This is a genomic window from Novosphingobium sp. BF6 (assembly GCF_058273105.1).
The window spans coordinates 495,854-515,485 of record NZ_CM177776.1 but is presented as its reverse complement, the minus strand read 5'-3'; the positions used below and the strand labels follow the sequence as shown (position 1 = coordinate 515,485).

Here is a 19,632-nt window from a genome sequence, read left to right as displayed (position 1 = left end):
ATCGCGGCATTTACTCCGTCAGATTGCAGCAGATCGCCGAATCCGGTTCGGCTCCTGCCCTATGACGAGGTATTTCGATCCATGACGGCTTTGACTGAAACGCAGTACGTCTATCGCTTCGGTGGCGGCGTCGACGACGGCGGCAAGGGCGACAAGAACCTCCTGGGCGGCAAGGGCGCCAACCTCGACGGCATGGCCGCGATCGGCCTGCCGGTTCCTCCGGGCTTCACCATCACCACCGAGATGTGCACGCGCTACTACAACGACGGCGGCGTCTATCCCGAAAGCGTGAAGGCCGAAGTGGCGCAGGGCCTCGCCCATGTCGAGCAGATCACCGGCAAGACTTTCGGCAACACTGCCGATCCGCTGCTGGTCTCGGTCCGTTCGGGTGCGCGCATCTCGATGCCGGGCATGATGGACACCGTGCTCAACCTCGGCCTCAACGACGAGACCGTGGAGGGCCTCGCCGCCACCTCGGGCGACGAGCGTTTCGCCTGGGATAGCTATCGCCGCTTCATCCAGATGTATTCCGACGTCGTGCTCGAACTCGACCACGGTGCCTTCGAGGAAGCGCTGGACATTGCCAAGGAAGATCGCGGCTACGACCTCGACACCGAGATGACCGCCGCCGACTGGAAGATCCTGGTCGCCGAGTACAAGGCGATCGTCGAAAAGCTCTGGAACAAGCCTTTCCCGCAGGACGTGAACGACCAGCTCTGGGGTGCGATCGGCGCCGTGTTCGGATCCTGGCAGTCGGACCGCGCCAAGGTCTATCGCCGCCTGAACGCGATCCCCGGCGAATGGGGCACTGCCGTCAACGTGCAGGCCATGGTCTTCGGCAACATGGGCGAGACTTCGGCCACCGGCGTTGCCTTCACCCGTGACCCGGCCACCGGCGAGAACGCCTATTACGGCGAATACCTCATCAACGCGCAGGGCGAGGACGTCGTCGCCGGCATCCGCACCCCGCAGTACCTGACCAGGGCCGCCCGCGAGCGCGCCGGGGCCAAGCCGCTGTCGATGGAAGAGGCGATGCCGGAGACTTATGCGGAACTCGCGGGCGTGTTCGAGATCCTCGAAAAGCACTACCGTGACATGCAGGACATCGAGTTCACGGTGCAGCAGGGCAAGCTCTGGATGCTCCAGACCCGCTCGGGCAAGCGCACTGCCAAGGCGGCGCTGAAGATCGCCGTCGACATGGCGCGCGAAGGCCTGATCGGCGAGGAAGAAGCCGTCGCCCGCGTCGATCCCGCCGCGCTCGACCAGCTTCTGCACCCGACCCTCGATCCCAAGGCGCCGCGCGACGTGCTAACCAAGGGCCTGCCCGCCTCGCCGGGCGCGGCTTCGGGCGCGATCGTGCTCGATGCGGATACCGCCGAGAAGCTCGCCGATCAGGGCAAGGCGGTGATCCTCGTCCGCGTCGAGACCAGTCCCGAGGACATCCACGGCATGCATGCGGCGCGCGGCATCCTGACCGCACGCGGCGGCATGACCAGCCACGCCGCCGTGGTGGCGCGCGGCATGGGCCGCCCCTGCGTCTCCGGCGCGGGCAGCCTGCAGATCGACAATGTCGCCCGCACCATGCGCATCGACGGCCGCGTGCTGAAGGAAGGCGACACGGTCACCATCGACGGCGCGACCGGCGAAGTCATGGCTGGCGAAGTCGCCACCGTGCAGCCGGAACTGGCCGGTGACTTCGGCACGCTGATGGAATGGGCCGACAAGGTTCGCCGTCTCAAGGTCCGCGCCAATGCCGAGACTCCGCTCGACTGCCGCACGGCGCGCGAATTCGGCGCCGAGGGCGTCGGTCTCTGCCGCACCGAGCACATGTTCTTCGACGCCGCCCGCATCACCGCCGTTCGCGAGATGATCCTGGCCGAAGGCGAAGCCGAGCGCCGTGCCGCGCTCGCCAAGCTGCTGCCCGAGCAGCGCGACGACTTCGCGGAAATCTTCACGGTCATGGCCGGCCTGCCGGTGACGATCCGCCTCCTCGATCCGCCGCTCCACGAGTTCCTGCCCCACGCCGAGGCGGAGTTCGAGGAAGTGGCCCGCGCGGCCAATGTCAGCGTCGAAACGCTCAAGCGCCGTGCCGGTGAACTGCACGAGGTCAACCCGATGCTCGGCCATCGCGGCTGCCGTCTGGGCGTGACCTATCCGGAAATCTACGAGATGCAGGCCCGCGCGATTTTCGAGGCGGCGCTCATCGTCAAGGAGAGCACCGGCGAGGCGCCGATCCCCGAAGTGATGATCCCGCTGGTCGCCACGGCCAAGGAACTGGAGCTGATGAAGGCGATCGTCGACCGCGTCGCCGCCGAAGTTTTCAGCGAACGCGGCGCCACGGTGGACTACCTCGTCGGCACCATGATCGAACTGCCGCGCGCCGCGCTGAAGGCGGGCGAGATCGCTGAGCTGGGCGAGTTCTTCTCGTTCGGCACCAACGACCTGACCCAGACCACCATCGGCATCAGCCGCGACGATGCGGGCAAGTTCCTGACGCAGTACGTGGACAAGGGCATCTTCGCCCGCGATCCCTTCGTCAGCCTCGATGTCGACGGCGTGGGCGAACTGATCGAACTCGCCGCCGAGCGCGGCCGCAAGACCCGTCCGGACATCAAGCTCGGCATCTGCGGCGAGCATGGCGGCGATCCGGCCTCGATCGCGTTCTGCGAAAAGATCGGCCTCGATTACGTCTCGGCTTCGCCCTACCGCGTGCCGATCGCGCGTCTCGCGGCGGCACAGGCGGCTCTCGCCGGGAAGTAAGAGTACAACCGCGTCGGGGAGGAGGAGCTACCTGACCGGGAATGCGGATCGCGCGCGAATGCGTGCGGTCCGCATTTGTTTTTTGGGCTGTCGTTAGGCCTCGCACTCCGCTCATCCTGAGCTTGTCGAAGGATGGGAGGCGTGGCGCCCCGTCTCGTGGGGCTTCGACAAGCTCAGCCGGAGCGGGTTGGAGATGGGCGTTACCGCCCGGCCGAGCGCTCCACCAGGAAGTCGATCAGCAGCCGCGCCGGGCCGGTGAGGCTCGCGCCGTTGGCGGTCAGCAGCATTTGCCGCTCGGCCCAGGCTTCGTCGAGTTCGACCAGCTTGAGACCCATCGGGACGATGAAGTTCTTCGCCGCCTCGCTGGGGAGCACGCCGATGCCGAAGCCCGCCTGGATCATCCGGCAGACCGCGTCGTAGCTGTCCACCGCGGCGCGCAGGCGAAAGGACCAGCCCTGTTCCTCGGCAGCGCGCGCGAGCAGGCGGGTATTGGCGGTGTCGTAGCCCATCTGCACGAATTCGTGCTCGGCCAGGTCCTGAAATCGCACCGAATGGGTGCCGAACAGCAGATGCGGCGGGGCGACGACGGCAAGCCGGTCGCAGCGGTATTTCCAGGTATCCAGCCCGACCGTGCCCGGTTCCTCCAGGATGACGCCCACTTGCGCCTCGCCCGCGCGCACACGCCCGACGATCTCGGAGGAATAGACCTCCTGGATGTTGAGCCGGATCTTGTCGTTGGCATGGCCGAAGGCGGCGAGGTCGGCGGGGAGGAACTGGGTGATCGCCGCCGTGCAGGCGAGAATGTCGACGCTGCCCTTGAGGCCGTTGGCGTAGTCCGAGAGGTCCGAGACCGCCAGCCCCACTTCGCGCATGATCCGCTGGGCATGGGCGAGCAGGGCATTGCCCGCCGCCGTCGGCATGACCCCGCGCCCGTTGCGGACGAGGAGCTGGACGCCGAGGTCCTGCTCCAGCTGGGTCAGGCGGCGGCTGATCGCGCCGATCGCGAGATTGGCATCGTCCGCCGCGCGCGACAGGCTGCCCAGCTCGGCAACCCGGATGAAGAGTTGCAGCGTCGTCAGGTTCAGCATCGGATGTCGCGCATATCGGCCATGAACCGGCCTCTATAATTCGCAAGCGACGCGGCGAACAGCTAAGAAGTCAGGGTCAGGGCCTTGCCGCGCCGGAAGACGCGCCGGTCGGACGGCGGTGCCGCGACCGCAGCGGCGGCACCGGCGGCGGGGAGTGCGACGAAGCTGGCCTCCGCGCCCACGGTCAGCCCGCCTCCTTCGAGGCCGAGTGCCAGAGCGGATTCCGTCGTCGCCATCGCCAGCGCGACGGCAAGGTGCTCGTCGGTATAGAAGCCCGAGCGATAGCCGATCAGCATCGCCCGCTGGAGCATGTCGCCATTGCCGTAAGGCCACCAGGCATCGCGGATATTGTCGTTTCCGGCAAAGACCCGCACGCCGTGTTCGCGCAGGCGCAGGACCGGCGGGAAGGCGCGGTCGCCCGGCGCATTGGTCATGATCGCAACCCCGGCGTCGGCCAGCGCGCGGGCCACCGTGTCGAGCACCGGTTCCTTGACGTCGCCCAGCGCATAGGCATGGCTGACCGTTACGCGCCCGCCAAGGCCCAGCGCCTGGGTGCGCGCGGCGATGCGGTGCAACTGTGCGATCCCGGCAAAGCCCGCCTCGTGGAGATGGATGTCGATCTTCGCGCCGCGCCTTTCGGCAATGCCGAAGACGACATCCAGATGGCCGTCGGAATTGCCGTCCATGTCCTCGGGGTCGATGCCGCCGACCACTTCGGCGCCTTCTCGGATCGCGGCGTCGAGAATGTCCGCCGTGCCGGGGCAAGTCAGGATGCCCGCCTGCGGGAAGGCGACGAGTTCGATATCCACGCGGTCCCGCCATTTCTCGCGCGCGGACATGACCGCGTGGAGGTGTGAAAGCCCGGTCGTGGCGTCGACATCGACATGGCTGCGCATCGCCACGGTGCCGAGACCGGCGGCCTGTCCGATCAGCACGTCGGCGCGGACGGCGGCGGGGCGCACGTCGGCCAGCATCGCCTTTTCGACGGCGAGGCGCTCGCGCAGGCTGGCAGCGGGGCGGTGGGGCTGCCAGGGTTCGCCGAAGAAGCTCTTGTCGAGATGGATATGGCCGTCGACGAAGCCGGGCAGCACCAGCCTGCCGCCAAGATCGACCCGCTCGGTGCCTTCATCGGCCGCGAGATCGCGCCCGATCGCCGAGAACCGGCCGCCCGCAACCGCGAGATCGGCGGCGCTGCCGTCGGGCAGCAGGGCATTCGTGAACAGCGTCTCGATCATTGCGCGGGGCTCTTTTCGGCAGCATTCCACGCCGCGACTTTCGCCTTGGTGTCCGCGAGCATCGCATCGAGCGCGGTCCGGTCGTAGAACGTCCCGTTCATCACCACCGCGCGGATCGCGCGGGTGGCGGCGATGTCCTTCAGCGGATCGCGGTCCAGCAGCACGAGGTCCGCCGCCTTGCCCGGTTCCACCGCGCCGTAGCGGTCGAGCTTGCCGAACCAGGCGGGACCGGCGCGGGTGGCCGCCGAAAGCGCCTGCGCCGGGGTAAGACCCCTGGCGACGAACAGGCTCAACTCGTCATGCAGGCCGATGCCGGGATAGTTGAACGAATTGAGGAAGCCTGCATCGGTGCCCGCGATGATCGTGACCCCGGCCTTTTCCAGCAGCGGCAATACGGCGGCCATGCGGTCGAAATGCTCGTGGCGGGCCTTGACGGCGGCGGCATCGGCCTTGGCGGCGCGCTCGACGCGCCAGTCGTAAGTCTTGCGCAGCTTCGGGCCGATGTAGGCGAGATAGGGATCGTTCGCATGATCGTCGGCATCCAGCCAGGCGATCACCCGGCTGCCGTTGAGCGTCGGAGTGACGAAGACGCCCTTCTCGGCGAAGCGGCGATAGGACGCCATGGCGGTTGCCGTATCGAATCCGGTGTCGAGGCGGTGGTTGGCCTCGGCGCGGTCGATGCGGCCCGCCGCGAAGTCGGCGGCGATCGCCGCTTCGTCCTTCACGCCGGCCTTGTAGGCATAGTCGAGGTGTTCGATCGAGCTGATCCCGGCATCCACCGCCTGGGCGACGGTGAGGTCCATCGGGATATGCCCCGAGGTCCGCAAGCCCCGCGCCTTGGCCTGCGAGACGGCGTAGAGGAACAGCTGCGGGTCGAGCGTGCTGTCGGTGATCTTCACGAAGTCCACCTTGTCCCGCTCCTGAAGGCGGGCGAGCGCGGCATCGACATCGGCCTGGCTGCCGACTTCGATGGTGCCCTTCCAGACCGGCTTGATGCCCTCGATCTTCGCCCCGGAGGTCAGCAGGCGCGGGCCGAACAGGGTGCCTCCGGCAATCTCGCCGCGCCATTGCAGCACTTGCTCGGGAAGGTCGCCCGAACAGTCGCGGATCGTGGTGATGCCGTGGGCGACGTAGAGCGGCAGGAGGGCCTTGTTCTCCTCGATCAGCGCCGGTCCGCCGCCGAAGTGGACGTGCATGTCCCAAAGGCCGGGGATCAGGAAGCGGCCCTTGCCCTCGACCACGCTGCGCGCCTGCCACGCGCGGGCGATCTCGCCGTCCTTGCCGACCGCCACGACATCCTTGCCGCGCAGAACCACCGCCTGTTCCTTGACCGCGCGGGCATGTTCGACGTCGATCACGGTGACATGACGGATCATCACGTCGCCCTGATCGGCGGCCAGCGCGGGCGTGGTGGTGGCCATGAGAGTGGCGATCAGCGGGGCGAGAAACTTCATCGGCGGTGCTCCTTCGAACACCGTTTTACGCCCGAAACAGGGTCATTCACAAATTAGATGTTGGCATAATTTTCATTCGATATAGGAATGATGAATGCTCGATCCCCGGCTCCTCCGCAGTTTCGTCGCCATTGCCGATACTGGCCACTTTACCCGCGCCGCCGAGCGACTGGGCATGACGCAATCGACGATCAGCCAGCAGCTCGGGCGGCTGGAGGAACTGTCCGGCCATCCGCTGATAGACCGCGCTGCCCGTCCGGTCCGCCCGACCCCGCTGGGCGAGCGGTTGCTCGGCCATGCCCGCCGCATCCTCCAGCTCGACGAGGAAGCGCAGAGCCTGCTGCGCGATCCGGCGGGCACTGCGGCGATCTCCATCGGCCTGCCGGAGGATCTCGCGACGCTGGCGCTCGCACGGGGGCTGGCCCGCTTCGCCGCGGGTAGCAGCCGGATCAGGCTCGACGTGGTGACCGGACTCAGCCGCGATCTCGCCTCGCGCTACCGGCAGGGTGAATTCGACATCGCCGTGGTCAAGGAGGAGCGGCCCGGCCCCGATTGCCGCGCGAATTTTCCGGAGCCGCTGGGCTGGTTCGCCGCGCCGGAGCACGAAGTCGAGGCCCGCGATCCGCTGCCGCTGGTGACGTTCCCGACCGGCGGGCTCTACCGCGATACAATGTTTCGCGAACTCGAAGCGGCCGGGCGGCGCTGGTACGTGGCTTTCTCCGGCAGCAGCCTGCAAAGCGTGCTGGCGGCGGTCTCGGCGGGCATGGGCGTTTCGCTGCTGCCGCTGGCGGTCACCCATGGCCACGGGGTTCGGCGGCTGACCGGAATGGGCGAGGCGCCGCCGATGGTCGTCTCGCTCTATGCGCGCGAGGAGCAGGAACCGATCGCCGCCCTCGTGCGGATGATCGGCACGGCATTGCAAACCCGCTAGGATTTCACTCCACGACGATCCGCGCCCGCGCGAGGTTCTGGATCTGCGCAAAGGGCGTGTTGCGATCACCCTCGCGCTGCGACGCGGCGCGCAGGACCGCGAAATACGTGCCCGGCCGGGCATAGGCGTGGCTGGCGGTCAGCACGAGCTTGGCCTTGTTTCCGGCAGGGATCGTGGCGGGGATCTCGAAAGTGCCGTCGCCATCGAAGTCCCATGCGGCAGCGGTGATCGATCCGGCACCGGGCGGCACCTCGATCGTTGCCGTCAGCTTGACGGGCGCTCCGGCTTTGACCCTTGCGAGCGCACCGCCGTTCGCGACAAGCGTCACCACCGGCTGGATGCCCTTGCGCGCGGCGGCATCGGCGGGGACCACGACCTGTCCGTCCTCGATGCGATAGGCGGTGGAAGCGGGCGGCGCCTTGCCCTGCTCGACCCAGGCGGCGAGATCGCGCAGGGCCTGTTGCAGCACGCCGATGTAGGAGACCACCCGCGCGGGATCGTCCTGCACGCTCTGGTCGCCGTGCAGGGCGCGGTCGGTGTACCAGATGCGGAACCTGTCGTCCGCCGCCACTCCGGCATGGGCCTTGACCCGCGCGCGATACCAGTCGCCCTGCCAGGCCAGGGCCTCGCGGTCCCAGAGATTCTCGACGAGGATGACTTTGCCGTCGAACTTGCCGGTCGGCACCGAGCCTGCCGCATTCTGCGTAAACAGGGGGCCGAGCAGCATCGGCCGCTGGGCATGGAGCGGCTTGCCCCCGGCATCGGTGAACTGCTTCCAGACCGGGTACTCGGCCAGGTCGGGCACCTGATGGCGGTGATACTCCTGCACCGCCAGGATATCGCTGTTGTCCACCCGCACGGCGTCACCCAGCTTGATCGTGGCGAGGAGGCGCGGATCGTTGATGCCGAGCATCGCGATGTCGCCGTGCACATCCGACAGCACGACTTTCCTGCCCGAGGGAAGCACGAGATCGGACAGCAGAAGGGCCTTCGAGTTCGGACTGTTTGACAGCCTCACCGCGACCGGCATCTCGCCTGCCGAATGAAGGCCCATGGCCTGCCAGGCAAGGTCTGCGGTGCCTTTGGCGGTGCCGGGGGTGTGGCCGAGGTCGATGCCGAGGCTTCCGGCTCTGTCGGCGCTGATGACTTCCAGGACGCGGGAATCGAGCTGGACGCGGTCGGTCTTGTAGCGGCCGGGACTGTGGTGCCCCTCGTAGCCGGGCTTGGTCCAGAAATCGGTGAAATAGGCGGCATCGGCCATGCGGATGCCGCCGAAAAGCAGGGCGAAGGCATGAGGCCCCATCGTGCGCCAGGCGTACCAGGACTGAGGCTGGAATCCCATCGCGGTCACTTCGCGCAGCGCTTCCTTCTGCTCCTCGCTCAGGCCGGCATAGGGATTGCCGCTGCCGCCTGCGTCCAGCGCATCGACCACGCCGTCCAGCCGATCGCCCAGCACGCGCATGGCCTTGAGGCGGACGGTGAACATGTTCGGGATCGCCATGGGCGAGCCAAGCACATAGGGCACCGCGCCGTCCCACACGCCTTGGGTATTCTCCAGCGAACCCAGCGTGCGATAGGCGCCGCCGCTGCCGCCATAGGCATAGCCGTAGATGTGCTTCCTTGCGGGATAGACCTGCGCTGCCACGAAGCGGGAAAACCGCGCGGTGGCCGCATTCGCGCGGAAAGCGCCGATCGTCAGGTCGCCGCCGCCCATCGGGTCTGCCGCCTTGGGGCCACCGCCGTTGGTCTCGATGAAATAGGCGCCGCTCGCGATGGCCGCGCCGATGCGGTCTTCCTCGCCGGTTAACCCCTGGGAGAGGGTCTCGCTGTCCGGCACCGGGGTGATGTACTGGAAGAAGCGCCCCTGCCAGGCCCCGGCGAGCGGGAAATAGTACGAGAACCGCGTGTCCGTGCCCGCGAACCCGCCGTGGACGTAGCGATAGGCGGTGCCGTTATCGGTGCGCTGTTCGTCGCGGTCGATGAAGGGGCGCGCGAAGAGCGTGTCTTCTTCCCGATAGCCTTCTGCGGAGAGCGTGGTGGGGGCCGCCTTCGCGACGGGTTCATCGGCCATGACGGGCGCCCGAGCCGAAAGAATAGCCGCCGCGACTGCCAGGCTTGCTGCCCATTTTCCTGCTCCCGTCACCGTTCCCGTCCCCTGTCGCGATCCGCCTTTTGTGCTGGCGGTCGGGGATCTTTTGGCACGGTCTGGCGCGATATGCAGGGGCCTGCCTATCGCGCCGACGGTTTCTGCCGTCGCGGGCCGCCGAGGGATCGGCGGCCCGCGAACGGGATCAGAAGCGGAAGTTCACGCCCGCGCCGAGTACGCGGGGATCGTTCACGAAGGCCGTCAGGTTGTTGAAGTCGATCGCGCCGATCACGTTCGATTTGTTGGTGATGTTGCGGCCGAACAGGAAGACGTCCACCGCGTCGGAAGGCGAGCGCCAGCCGATGCGCGCGCCGCCTTCGAAGTTGGTGTCGACGTGGAATTCGGTCGCATCGTAGAGGAACAGGTTGAAGTCCTTCTGCGCGACCCAGTCGGTCTGGGCATAGAGCTTGCTGCCGCTCGCCATCTCATACGTGTACGAGGCGTTGAAGTTGAACAGCCAGCGCGGCGCCTGCGGGAACGGGTTGCCATTGATCGAGGCGCGGCGGGTGGTACCCACGTTGACGATCGGATCGCGCACGGTGCAGGCCGCGCCGCAGAAGGCGACCAGCAGGTCCGGATCGTCGATCTTGGTGAAGTTGTAGGAAACGCCACCGTTGAACTGGAGACCGCGCAGCGGGATGGCGGTGGCCTCGAACTCGACGCCGCGACCCTTGCCGCGCTTGGCGTTGATCAGCTGGTTGAAGTTGCCCTGACCGCCGATGGCGGTGAACTGCGGGTCCTTCAGGTCGTAGATGTAGCCGGTCAGGTCGACGCGGAAGCGGTTGTCGGGCGTGGCCGCCTTGATGCCCGCTTCATAGGACGTGATCGTTTCCGAATCCGCCGTCGTCAGGATGTTCGAGGTGGCGATGCGGCCCTGGATCGAGGGACCGCGATAGCCGTGGGCGATGCGGCCGAACAGGCTGACCTGCGGGCTGAAGCGGTAGAGCGCGCTGACATCCCAGCTCGGCTGCTTGTCGCCCACATGGCGCGAATCCGCGAAAGGCGCGCCCAGGGTACGAGCGGCGTCGAGATCGCGCTGGTCGCGGGTCCAGCGGGCGCCGCCGGTCAGGCGCAGGCGGTCGGTGAGGTCGTAGTGGACCTGGCCGAAAACCGACCAGCTGTCGCTTTTCTGGCGCAGCTCGGAGATCACCGTGGGGTCGATGCCGCCGGTGCCGTTCCACGAGGCCGAGATCAGCTCGAACTTCTCGCGCCAGTAGAACGCGCCGACCTGCCAGCCGAAGCGGGTGTCGCCGTTGCTGGCGAGGCGCACTTCGTAGGTCTGCTGGTCGAGGTCGCTGGAGAGCGTGCCGGTTTCCGAGTTGAACGGAATCGTGCCGCTGCCCGCCGTGGTGCCCAGGACGCCGCCGTCGATGTCGCCGCGGCCCGAGCTGCTGCCCTGATAGGCCGAGACGATGGCCGTGAGGGTGGCGCCGCCGAGGTCGTAATCGATATGCAGCGCTTCGGACGTTGTGTCCTGCGCCTGCGGGTTGTTGCGGCCGCCGTCGTAATAGACGGTGTCGCGGTCGTAGCGGTCGTTGAGCTTGTTCGAGCCCTTGGTGAGGACGTTCGCGCGGTTGAGCGTACCGGTGCCGCGATAGGAGCGGGCCTGGAGGGTCAGCAGCACCGAGAGGCGGTCGTCCGGCTTCCACAGGGCGTGGATGCGACCGGCGACGTCGTCGAAGCCGCCAAGGTCCTTGCCGGGCTTGGTGAACGAGGCGTCGTAGGCGTTGTTCACCCAGTTTTCACGATGGTTGGCGAGGCCCGCCACGCGCAGCGACAGCGTGCTGGAGACCGGGATGGTCGCGCCCACTTCGGCGCGGATCGTGCCGAGTTCACCGACGGTGAACTGCGCCTGACCCTCGGCATGGTCGCCGGGGCGGCGGGTGTCCATCTTGACGACACCGGCCGGGGTGTTGCGGCCGAACAGGGTGCCCTGCGGGCCCTTGAGCACTTCCACGCTGTCGAGGTCGAAGAGCGGGAAGCCCTTGAGGTAGACGTTTTCCAGCACCACGTCGTCGAGCACGACCGAGACCGGTTGCGAGGCGTTGAAGTCGAAGTCCACGTTGCCGAGGCCGCGGATGTAGAGGCGCGGGGCATAGCGCCCGTTCGAGCTTTCGACGTAGAGGCTGGGGGTGCGACCGGCCAGCGAAAGAATGTCGGCGCCGCCTTCGGAGATGGCAGCGATCTTGTCGCCGCTGAGGACCGAAACGGCGATCGGCACGTCGCGGATGTTCTCGGGGCGGCGCTGGGCGGTGACGACGATATCGGCGGCGGCGTCTCCGGCATCCGGTGCGGCGCTTTGGGCCAGGGCCGGCGTGGCACCGGCGATAAGCGCCGGCACGCCAGCCAGCAGACAGGTTTTCATCTTCATCATCGCACCCCTTGCGTGCAGCCGATACGTGAAATCCCGCTTCACCCGCGCAAATGGGTGAAGGCGGCGGTGCACCGGCATCTGTTCCGAAAGCCCGGCGCTTAGCCGCCGTTTGTGACATTTCCGATAAACGGCTTTTATCGATCCACAGGAAATCGTAACGCCGCCGCATGTTTACCGAGATGCTGACATTTTTGCGACAGTTCGGCGCCGTGGCGCTGGCCGGGCTTGCCCTGACAGTCCCGCTGGCGGCGACGGCGGCTCCTGCTGCCTTCAATGTGGTGCCGCTGGGTGTGGAAGGCGGCGTGGTCGAGGGATCGACTTCGGCCTGGTACATCGCGCGACAGGGGCGGGAGCAGGGCCTGGCCTGCGATGCCGGAACCCTGGTTCCGGGTATCCGCGCGGCGATCGCCAAGGGCGGCTTTCCGGGCGGAACCCAGGCCAGCGAGGTGCTGCACCGCCGGATCGGGGCCTATCTGATAACCCATCCGCACCTGGATCATGTCGCCGGTCTGGTGATGGTCTCGCCGGACGACAGCGCCAAGCCGATCCTGGCGCTTCCGGAAGTGAACGCCGCGCTGGCGGCGGACTACTTCAACTGGAGCGCCTGGCCCAACATGGGGGACCGCGGCAAGGCTCCGCTGCTGAAGCGCTATCGTTACGAAGACCTCGCGCCGGGGGGAGACGCGGTTCCGATCGCGGAGACGGGCCTGACCGTGACGGCCTATCCGCTCTCGCACGGCGGCGCGCTTTCGACCGCTTTCCTGATCCGCGCCGGGGACGAGGCCATGCTCTGCATGGGCGATACCGGGCCGGACGCGGTGGAGCATTCCACCCGGCTGGAAACGCTATGGCAGGCCGTCGCGCCGCTGGTCCGCGCCGGGCAGTTGCGGGCGATAGTGATCGAGACGTCCTATCCCGATCCCCGCAAGGACAGCGAACTGTTCGGGCACCTGACGCCTAGCTGGCTGCACAAGGAACTGAACCGCCTTGCCGTGCTGGCCGGGGGCAAGGACCGGTTGAAGGGGCTGCCGGTGGTCATCGGCCATATCAAGCCTGCGATCGACGGGGCCGGACCGGTCGTGGCGACGATCGCCCGCCAGCTTGCCGAAGGCGAAGGGCCGCCGGTGCGCTATGTCATCGCCGAGCAGGGCGTGGGGCTGCATTTCTGACCGGCCAACACGTGCCGTTACATTTCGCCGCGCCCCAGTACCAAGTCGTCGAATGCCCCTATTGTGCAAATTTGCACGCAGGCTAAGGGCGCCTTCGCGGCTCCGCTTCGCCCCAAATGAGCGGTGCCGTCCTCGAGGAAAGGACCGTCTCGGCCCCCCGGGCGGTCCTTTTTCCTTGCCTCCTTTCCAGTCCCTCAACGCCGCAGGCGCCGCGCCAGTTTTCGCCGGAACTTGCGCAGATCGCGGCCGGTCTTGTTCCACGCCATCCAGGTTCCCGTGGCGCAGACCAGCGTGACCGCGGCCAACAGCGGCAGGACGAGGAAATCCCACCAGGGTCGCTGGCGCAGCAGTGGAAAATCGAGGCTGTGGAGGCCGTCCTGTAACCAGCGGAATCCGCGTCCATTGCGGTCGAAGGCGCGCAGCAGGCGTCCGCTGGCCGGATCGATGTAGAGCCGCGTCGTCTCCGCATCGGCCAGTCTCGCCCGCCAGACAGGCAGCGGGGCCGGGGCGCGGTGGCTGTAATAGTAGGCGTCCTCGTCCTCCATCAGCTCCAGCGCCGCAAGCGTCGGCTTGCCGGAGAGCGCGGCGCGCAGTTCCCGTTCGGACAGCGGGGCGGGCCGTCCCTGGATGTCGAAGCGCTGCGCTCCGCCGTGGGCATCGGTGGCGAGCAGGAAAGTATGGCCGCCGAGCGGCGCGGTCTCGATGCGCAGGGTCTCGGCGGGGAGGTGGTTCAGGGCTATGAGGGCCTGCCGCACGTCGCTCCAGCGCATCGGTCCGGCCAGTCGTTCGCGTTCGGCAAGACCGGCCTGGGAATCGAGGAAACCCCAGGGGTTCATCGAGAACAGGCCGCTGGCCACCCAGGTCAGGGTCAGCAGGCCGAAGAACAGGCCGAAGACATGATGCCACCACCAGAGACCGCGATAGGGCGATCCCACCTTGCCGTCGCGCTTCCGGCGCAGACGGGCGAGTCCCGCCCAGATGCCGGTCGCGGTGAGGAAGCATCCGGCGAGCGATGTCCAGACGACGACGTCGTTCCACAAGGCGCCGTCCTGCCGCAGGATCGTCGGGTAGAGCCAGTGCGGCACCGCGCCCAACCAGTTCCAGAAGCGCTGGAAGCGGGTGGTCTTTTGCACGACTTCGCCGGACTTGCCAGAGATGTAGATTTCGGTGCCCGCCGCATCGTCGTAGTCGACGCGGTAGAGCGGGGCATTGCGCCGGTAGGTCTGGACGGTCCACTGGTCGATCTCGGTCTCGACCGGGGCGGCAGGGGTGCCCGCGACGGCGTGGCCCCGGGCGAAGTCGGCCGCGATCCGGCGAATCTGTGCCGGGCCGGGCGGGGCGAGCGGCTGCCCGGTCGCAAGGTCGATCGCATCGGGTATCGTGCGCATCTGTGGGATCGGGCGGTCAGGCGCTCTTGCGGGAACCATGCGCAGGACCGGCCTGCCGGCCAGCATCTCGACGCGGGCGGAGGAAATCGGCAGGTCTGGCGGCAAGTCTATCGTGTTCCAGGCCCCGACCGGCGGCAGTTGCAGGGGGGTGAGCCCCTGTACCTGCGCGGTGGGCTCCAGCCTCGGATAGTCCACGTAGATCATCACGAAGCCCGAAAGGCACCAGATCGTCATCAGCAGGCCGACGAAGACGCCGAGCCAGCGATGAAGGACAAGGATCGGGCGCGGCAAAAGGCTGCGAGAGCGGTTTGCCCGAGGCTGGAGCATGGTCATGGCCTCAGAAACTCAGCCCGTAGCTCATCCGCAATGTGCGCGGCACGCCCCGGTTGAAGTAGAGGAATCGGCTGTTGCTGCCGTCGAGCGCGCCCTGGTCGGTCACGGCGGAAGAATAGCCGCGCGTCGCGTATTCCTTGTTGAACAGGTTCTCGACATTGACGCCGAAGCGGTTCCGCCGCGCGGCGCCGTCGAGGTAGAGATAGGCGCCGAAATCGACGAGCGCGTAATTGCCGTAGTTGCTGCGGCCGAAGCCCGATGCGCTCGACCAGACATCGCCGATCCAGTTCAGGTTGAGGCTGGCGCCGAAGGGCCGGTCTTCCGGAGCGTAGGCAAGGCTGGCCTTGGCATACTGCTTCGGATTGCGGTTGAGCTGCGTCGATGTGCCCTTCTCACGCACGCGGGCGTAAGTGTAGCTGGTCGAGAGGTTCCAGCCGCCGGGCAGCTCCGCGCCCAGTTCCAGCTCCGCGCCCTGCGAGCGGACTTTGCCGTTGAGGTTCGCATACGTGCCGTTCGGGAAGGCGGGATCGTCGTACGTCGTATCGATCATGTCGCTGATGCGGCGGTTGAAATAAGTCGCCTTCCAGCGCAGCTGCGCCGCGCCCAGCGGCAGCACGCCGCCGCCGGAGAGGTTCAGGTTGAGGCTCTGTTCGGCCTTGAGGTTCGGATTGCCGGTCTCGCAGCAGGGATCGTTGCCGTAGAGTTGTGAGGCGTCGGGCAGCACGAACGACGTGCCGCCGTTCGCTTCCACATAGAAGGCATCGGCGAAGTCGTAGCGGCCCGAGACGTTCCAGATCGTCTTCTTCGCGCCGTCCGTGCGATTGTAGCGCAGGCCCGCGGCGAGGCGGCCCTTCGACGAAATCTCGTCGGTGGTGCGGACCTGGAAGATCCCGGCATGGACCTGCTCGCTGGTCGGCGCGATCAGCAGTACGTCGTCGCGGCCGCTGAAGTTCTGGAAGTCGTAGCCCAGCAGATATTCGAGGCCGGGATGCAGGTGCAGCTTCGCCACCGCGCTGCCGCCCCAGTCGCGATAGCCCCAGAACGTGCCCGCCGGGTAGATCACCTGGGGATCATGGTCGGGCAGCGAATTGCGGATCTGGACATAGGCGGTCTTCCAGTCGTGGAAATAGCCCTTGAGGAAGAACTGCACGGTGTCGCTGCCGGTATAGTCTAGCCGCAGGCTGGCGATCTCCTCGTTGCGGTCGTTGCGGCTCTCGCGGATGCGGGTGGGAGAGAGGTTGTCGAGCTTCGCCTCTGTATGCTGGTACTGGGCGTTGAGCGCGAGGTCGGGGGCGATCTCGTATTGGTACTTGAGACCCGCCGACCAGAGATTGTAGCCCAGGTGCCGGTCGGTCAGGCTCGGCTGGTAGGCGCTGAAGGGCAGGTAGCCCTCGGAGCGATTGTGCGAGGCATAGGCCACGAAGCGATGGTCGCCCACCGCGCCGCGCAGATAGCCGTCCAGAGTGGTGCCGCCCCAGGTGTCCACCGAGGCATTGAGCTGGCCGTTCAGATCGTCGGTGAAGCCGCGCGTCACCACGTTGATGACGCCCGCCGAAGCCTGGGTGCCGTAGAACAGGCTTTCGCCGCCGCGCAGCACCTCGATCCGCTCGATCATGCTGGCGGGCAGGGTATCGTTGGGCGAGGTGCCGCCGTAGAGGCGGTTGTTGAGGCGGATGCCGTCCATCGTCCAGAGCACGTCCTGCGTGCGCGATCCCTGAAGCGAGACGTCGACATAGGTGAACGGCCCGTTGCGACCCCGCACGTAGAGGCCGGGAACCTGTTCCAGCGCCTTGGTCACGTCCACCGCGCCGCTGTCCTTGACCTGCTTCTCGCTGACGGTGGCCACGTCGTTGCCGTAGCGGGAGAGTTCCTGCGGCAGCGTCTCCTCCAGGCTTTTCCCGGTGACGACGATCGAGGCGGCGTCATCGGCCTCCTCGGCGTGGGCCTGCGCGGTATGGACCTGCACGGTGCAGGCGAGCACCAGCGCCGCGGCAAGCGCCGCGTGCGAAACGGTTGCGATCTTCATTTCATTCCCCTGTCGGGCGCCAAGCGAGCTCTAGGCAGGGGACTGCCGTTCGAACGAACGACCGACGCACCGAACGACCGGGCGCCCGTGACTGGGACGACCGTTCGGCGCACCGTGCGGCCCCTGCCGCGGGTTCGTCGCTCAGACGGAGAAATCACCGTGCCCCGGCCATCCCCTGGACCAAAGCAAGAGCGACCGGACGCCGGCAGGTCTCCTGGCTCACGGGTCATCGCTTGATGCACGGCCTTCCCAGGCCTCGCAGGATTTAGCGTCCGGCCCAGTGGCTGCGGCATGGGCGTCTGGCCCGCCGCGTGATGTGCATCGCGCTCACCGCTTACAGTTGCAGGGACAGCCCCGGATTCGAGGGCAAGCCCTCTCACCGCGTTCCCTTTTAAGTTCCTTTCGGAACACCGGCGCGATCATTGTCCGCTGCGCCCTATCGAGTGCGGCGGACGCGGTTCGTTAGCGCCGGGCGGGACGCGGTGCAAGTCGGTTGAGGCGCTGCCGGGGCGATGCCCTTGCGCCTGTCAGCGCACTTCGAGGCCGAGCTGGGAAAGCAGTTCGGCGGCCTGGAGGCGGGAAATCACCGCGCCCCGGAACAGGCGGGCGTCGCGAAGTTCGATGCCGCCGAGGTCCGCACCGCGCAAGTCCGCCTGTTCGAAGCGGCAGCCCTCCAGCGTGGCGTTCCGCAGCGAGCAATCCTCGAACAGGGCACCGCGAAAGTCGGATTTCCTGAGATCCGCATCGGAGAAGTCGATCCGCACCAGCTTCGCCTTGCGCAGCGACAGGCCGGGCAGGCGGGCGAAGGCGAACAGGACTTCGGCGAACGTGGCGCCGAGCACCCCGGCGTCGGTCAGGTCCGCGCCGGTCAGCTTGGTTCCCTCGATCCGCGCGGAAGTCAGCCGGGCCCGGCGCAGCAACCCGTTGCTGAAATCGCATCCGGTCATGACCGCATCGCTGAGGTCGGTCTGGACGAAGCTCGCTTCCGGCCCCCGGCAGCGGCGGAAGCGGGCGCCGGTGAGATTGGCGCCGTCGAACCGGGCGCGGCGCAGCGAACAGCGCTCGAATGTCGTGTCGCCCAGATCGAGGCCGGAAAAATCGCCTTCGTCGAGCGTGCAGTCGGTCAGGGTGCGGGGACCGTCGGCGGCGGGTTCCAGCAGGGTTTCGCGGGTGACGGTGGCTGCGATCATGCGCGCCTTATGCCGCAAGGAGGCGATGCCGCAAGGGCGGGTCTGCGTTTCGGGTCATTTGATGCCGCCTGACAAGCCGCGACAGTCACGCGAATGTCATCGCGGCGCTCTAGGCGCCCCTGCGTGACCCTCGGCGATTCTCCGCGCGCGCAGCGCAAGTCCGGCAGCATCGGCCTGACCGGGGTGGCCGTGTTCTCGCTCCCGGTCCTGCTGTTCCAGGCCGTCGAACTGGCATGGCGGTCCTACCTGCCGGCTTTCCTGACCCAGACCGTCGGCATGACGCTGGCGCTGGTGGGGGCGCTCATGCTGGGTGTACGGGTGCTCGATGCCCTGGCGGATGTCGTGCTCGGCTGGGTCAGCGACATGGTCCCTACCCGTTTCGGTCGCCGCGCGCCGTGGATGGTCATGGGTGCCGTGCTCGTTCCCCTGGGCGCGCTGCTGCTGTTTCTGTCGCCGCCGGGAGCGGGACTGGGGCGGGTGATCGGCGCCAGTCTGCTGCTGCACATGGGCTATTCCTTCATCGTCACCCCGCACGGCGGCTGGGGTCTCGAACTCTCCAACGACAAGGGCGAGCGTACCCGGATCATGGGTGCCAAGGTCTGGTTCGGCGTGATCGGTGCCATCGGCATGCTCGCGCTGATCGGACTGCTGGAGGGGCGGTTCGGATTCGACATTCGCGCATTGGCGATGGTGCTGGGCACCGTCATTGCCGCAGCGGCGCCGGTGACGGTGCTCGCCGTGGTGGCGATGTTTCGAGAACCGGGCCCGGTCGGGACGGCGCGGCCGCGCGGCTCTCCCATCGCCCTGGCGCGGGATATGATGCGCGATCCGGACTTGCGGCGGATCCTGCTTCTCTATCTGCTGTGCGGCACGGCCGATGCAGCGACGGCGGGCACTTTCCTGTTTCTGGTTGGACCGGTTCTCGGGCTGACAGGTCAGGCAGCGCTGTTCATGCTGATCCAGCCGGTGATGACCCTGTTCATGCTGCCGATCTGGGCGAAAGTAGCGGATCGGATCGGGCGGCGCCGGGTTCTGGGCCTGGGCTTCGGCTGGCAGGCGCTGGTCATGCCGCTCGCCTTGACGGTCCCTTCGGGCAGTGCCGTGCTGTTCGGCCTGTTTCTGGCCTTGCGTGGCCTGACTTGCGGCGTCGACTACATGCTGCTGCGCGCCATGGTGGCGGATGTCGCCGAACGCGGGGGCGCACGAAGAGCCGAATTGGGGGCCAAATTGGGGGCAAGCCAGGGACCAAGGTCTTCCGCCAGCTATTATGCGCTGAGCAGCGTGACGCTCAAGCTCGCGCTCGGACTGGGCGGAGGGCTGGGTCTCTGGCTGATCGGTGCGGCGGGCTTTCAGGTCGGGGGGGCGCCCGATGCGGCGGCCGGTCTGGCCGTAAGGCTGGCCTTCGTGCTGCCTTCGGTTGCGGCGGGGCTGGGCGGACTGGTCCTCCTGGGCGGTGCTCGATTCTCCCCGGCCCGATCCCTCTTGCGGAGGGGCGCGCCAGCGGCTAGCTGAGCCGTTCCTGCGGCCGCTTCTATCGG

The 19,632-nt window shown here is 67.3% G+C and carries 12 protein-coding genes and 1 riboswitch; of the genes, 4 read left to right on the top strand and 8 right to left on the bottom strand.

Annotated elements, in window-relative coordinates:
- The first annotated feature begins 81 nt into the window (after positions 1–81).
- Positions 82–2,760 (top strand): pyruvate, phosphate dikinase, encoded by a 2,679-nt coding sequence (gene ppdK / locus AC4D6D_RS17665; protein ID WP_491328368.1) that lies wholly within the window; start codon positions 82–84, stop codon positions 2,758–2,760.
- 200 nt (positions 2,761–2,960) lie between these two features.
- On the opposite strand, the gene AC4D6D_RS17660 is transcribed toward ppdK, so the two are convergent.
- The 3 genes from AC4D6D_RS17660 to AC4D6D_RS17650 form a co-directional block, all read right to left on the bottom strand.
- The gene (locus AC4D6D_RS17660) at positions 2,961–3,848 is read right to left on the bottom strand and encodes a LysR family transcriptional regulator (RefSeq protein ID WP_491328367.1); all 888 of its coding nucleotides are present in this window, start codon (positions 3,846–3,848) and stop codon (positions 2,961–2,963) included.
- A gap of 62 nt (positions 3,849–3,910) precedes the next feature.
- Entirely contained in the window at positions 3,911–5,083 is a 1,173-nt protein-coding gene (locus AC4D6D_RS17655; protein ID WP_491328366.1) for an amidohydrolase family protein, read from the bottom strand.
- Positions 5,080–6,537, bottom strand: coding sequence for an amidohydrolase family protein (locus AC4D6D_RS17650; protein ID WP_491328365.1), 1,458 nt, complete (start codon positions 6,535–6,537; stop codon positions 5,080–5,082). Before AC4D6D_RS17650 ends, AC4D6D_RS17655 begins: the two co-directional genes overlap by 4 nt.
- A gap of 94 nt (positions 6,538–6,631) precedes the next feature.
- On the opposite strand from AC4D6D_RS17650, the gene AC4D6D_RS17645 reads away from it, so the two are divergent.
- Entirely contained in the window at positions 6,632–7,468 is an 837-nt protein-coding gene (locus tag AC4D6D_RS17645; RefSeq protein WP_491328364.1) for a LysR family transcriptional regulator, read from the top strand.
- 4 nt (positions 7,469–7,472) lie between these two features.
- Here the strand turns inward: AC4D6D_RS17645 and AC4D6D_RS17640 are convergent, their stop codons facing one another.
- Both AC4D6D_RS17640 and AC4D6D_RS17635 read right to left on the bottom strand, forming a co-directional pair.
- A complete protein-coding gene (locus AC4D6D_RS17640) occupies positions 7,473–9,539 on the bottom strand; it encodes a PKD domain-containing protein (RefSeq protein WP_491328363.1) in 2,067 nt (688 codons plus the stop codon).
- Between the two features lie 220 nt (positions 9,540–9,759).
- On the bottom strand, positions 9,760–11,988 hold the full coding sequence (locus AC4D6D_RS17635) for a TonB-dependent receptor (protein ID WP_491328362.1): 2,229 nt from the start codon (positions 11,986–11,988) through the stop codon (positions 9,760–9,762).
- A gap of 167 nt (positions 11,989–12,155) precedes the next feature.
- On the opposite strand from AC4D6D_RS17635, the gene AC4D6D_RS17630 reads away from it, so the two are divergent.
- Positions 12,156–13,157: an MBL fold metallo-hydrolase gene (locus tag AC4D6D_RS17630; RefSeq protein WP_491328361.1), complete on the top strand. Its 1,002-nt coding sequence runs from the start codon at positions 12,156–12,158 to the stop codon at positions 13,155–13,157.
- A gap of 194 nt (positions 13,158–13,351) precedes the next feature.
- On the opposite strand, the gene AC4D6D_RS17625 is transcribed toward AC4D6D_RS17630, so the two are convergent.
- The 3 genes from AC4D6D_RS17625 to AC4D6D_RS17615 all read right to left on the bottom strand — a co-directional run bounded on the left by AC4D6D_RS17625 (position 13,352) and on the right by AC4D6D_RS17615 (position 18,094).
- Positions 13,352–14,878 (bottom strand): PepSY domain-containing protein, encoded by a 1,527-nt coding sequence (locus AC4D6D_RS17625; RefSeq protein ID WP_491328360.1) that lies wholly within the window; start codon positions 14,876–14,878, stop codon positions 13,352–13,354.
- 4 nt (positions 14,879–14,882) lie between these two features.
- On the bottom strand, positions 14,883–16,904 hold the full coding sequence (locus AC4D6D_RS17620; RefSeq protein WP_491328359.1) for a TonB-dependent receptor plug domain-containing protein: 2,022 nt from the start codon (positions 16,902–16,904) through the stop codon (positions 14,883–14,885).
- A 187-nt stretch (positions 16,905–17,091) separates the two neighbouring features.
- A riboswitch (cobalamin riboswitch) is annotated at positions 17,092–17,332 on the bottom strand.
- Between the two features lie 99 nt (positions 17,333–17,431).
- Entirely contained in the window at positions 17,432–18,094 is a 663-nt protein-coding gene (locus tag AC4D6D_RS17615; RefSeq protein ID WP_491328358.1) for a pentapeptide repeat-containing protein, read from the bottom strand.
- Positions 18,095–18,217: 123 nt separating this feature from the next.
- Between AC4D6D_RS17615 and AC4D6D_RS17610 the strand changes: the two genes are divergently transcribed.
- Complete coding sequence (locus AC4D6D_RS17610; protein ID WP_491328357.1) at positions 18,218–19,606, top strand: MFS transporter; 1,389 nt, start codon at positions 18,218–18,220, stop codon at positions 19,604–19,606.
- The last annotated feature ends 26 nt before the right edge of the window (positions 19,607–19,632 follow it).

Bases quoted from the DNA above. Each gene is read 5' to 3' on its own strand.
- ppdK (WP_491328368.1), top strand. From the start codon at position 82: ATGACGGCTTTGACTGAAACGCAGTACGTCTATCGCTTCGGTGGCGGC.
- AC4D6D_RS17660 (WP_491328367.1), bottom strand. From the start codon at position 3,848: ATGCTGAACCTGACGACGCTGCAACTCTTCATCCGGGTTGCCGAGCTG.
- AC4D6D_RS17655 (WP_491328366.1), bottom strand. From the start codon at position 5,083: ATGATCGAGACGCTGTTCACGAATGCCCTGCTGCCCGACGGCAGCGCC.
- AC4D6D_RS17650 (WP_491328365.1), bottom strand. From the start codon at position 6,537: ATGAAGTTTCTCGCCCCGCTGATCGCCACTCTCATGGCCACCACCACG.
- AC4D6D_RS17645 (WP_491328364.1), top strand. From the start codon at position 6,632: ATGCTCGATCCCCGGCTCCTCCGCAGTTTCGTCGCCATTGCCGATACT.
- AC4D6D_RS17640 (WP_491328363.1), bottom strand. From the start codon at position 9,539: ATGGCCGATGAACCCGTCGCGAAGGCGGCCCCCACCACGCTCTCCGCA.
- AC4D6D_RS17635 (WP_491328362.1), bottom strand. From the start codon at position 11,988: ATGATGAAGATGAAAACCTGTCTGCTGGCTGGCGTGCCGGCGCTTATC.
- AC4D6D_RS17630 (WP_491328361.1), top strand. From the start codon at position 12,156: ATGTTTACCGAGATGCTGACATTTTTGCGACAGTTCGGCGCCGTGGCG.
- AC4D6D_RS17625 (WP_491328360.1), bottom strand. From the start codon at position 14,878: ATGACCATGCTCCAGCCTCGGGCAAACCGCTCTCGCAGCCTTTTGCCG.
- AC4D6D_RS17620 (WP_491328359.1), bottom strand. From the start codon at position 16,904: ATGAAGATCGCAACCGTTTCGCACGCGGCGCTTGCCGCGGCGCTGGTG.
- AC4D6D_RS17615 (WP_491328358.1), bottom strand. From the start codon at position 18,094: ATGATCGCAGCCACCGTCACCCGCGAAACCCTGCTGGAACCCGCCGCC.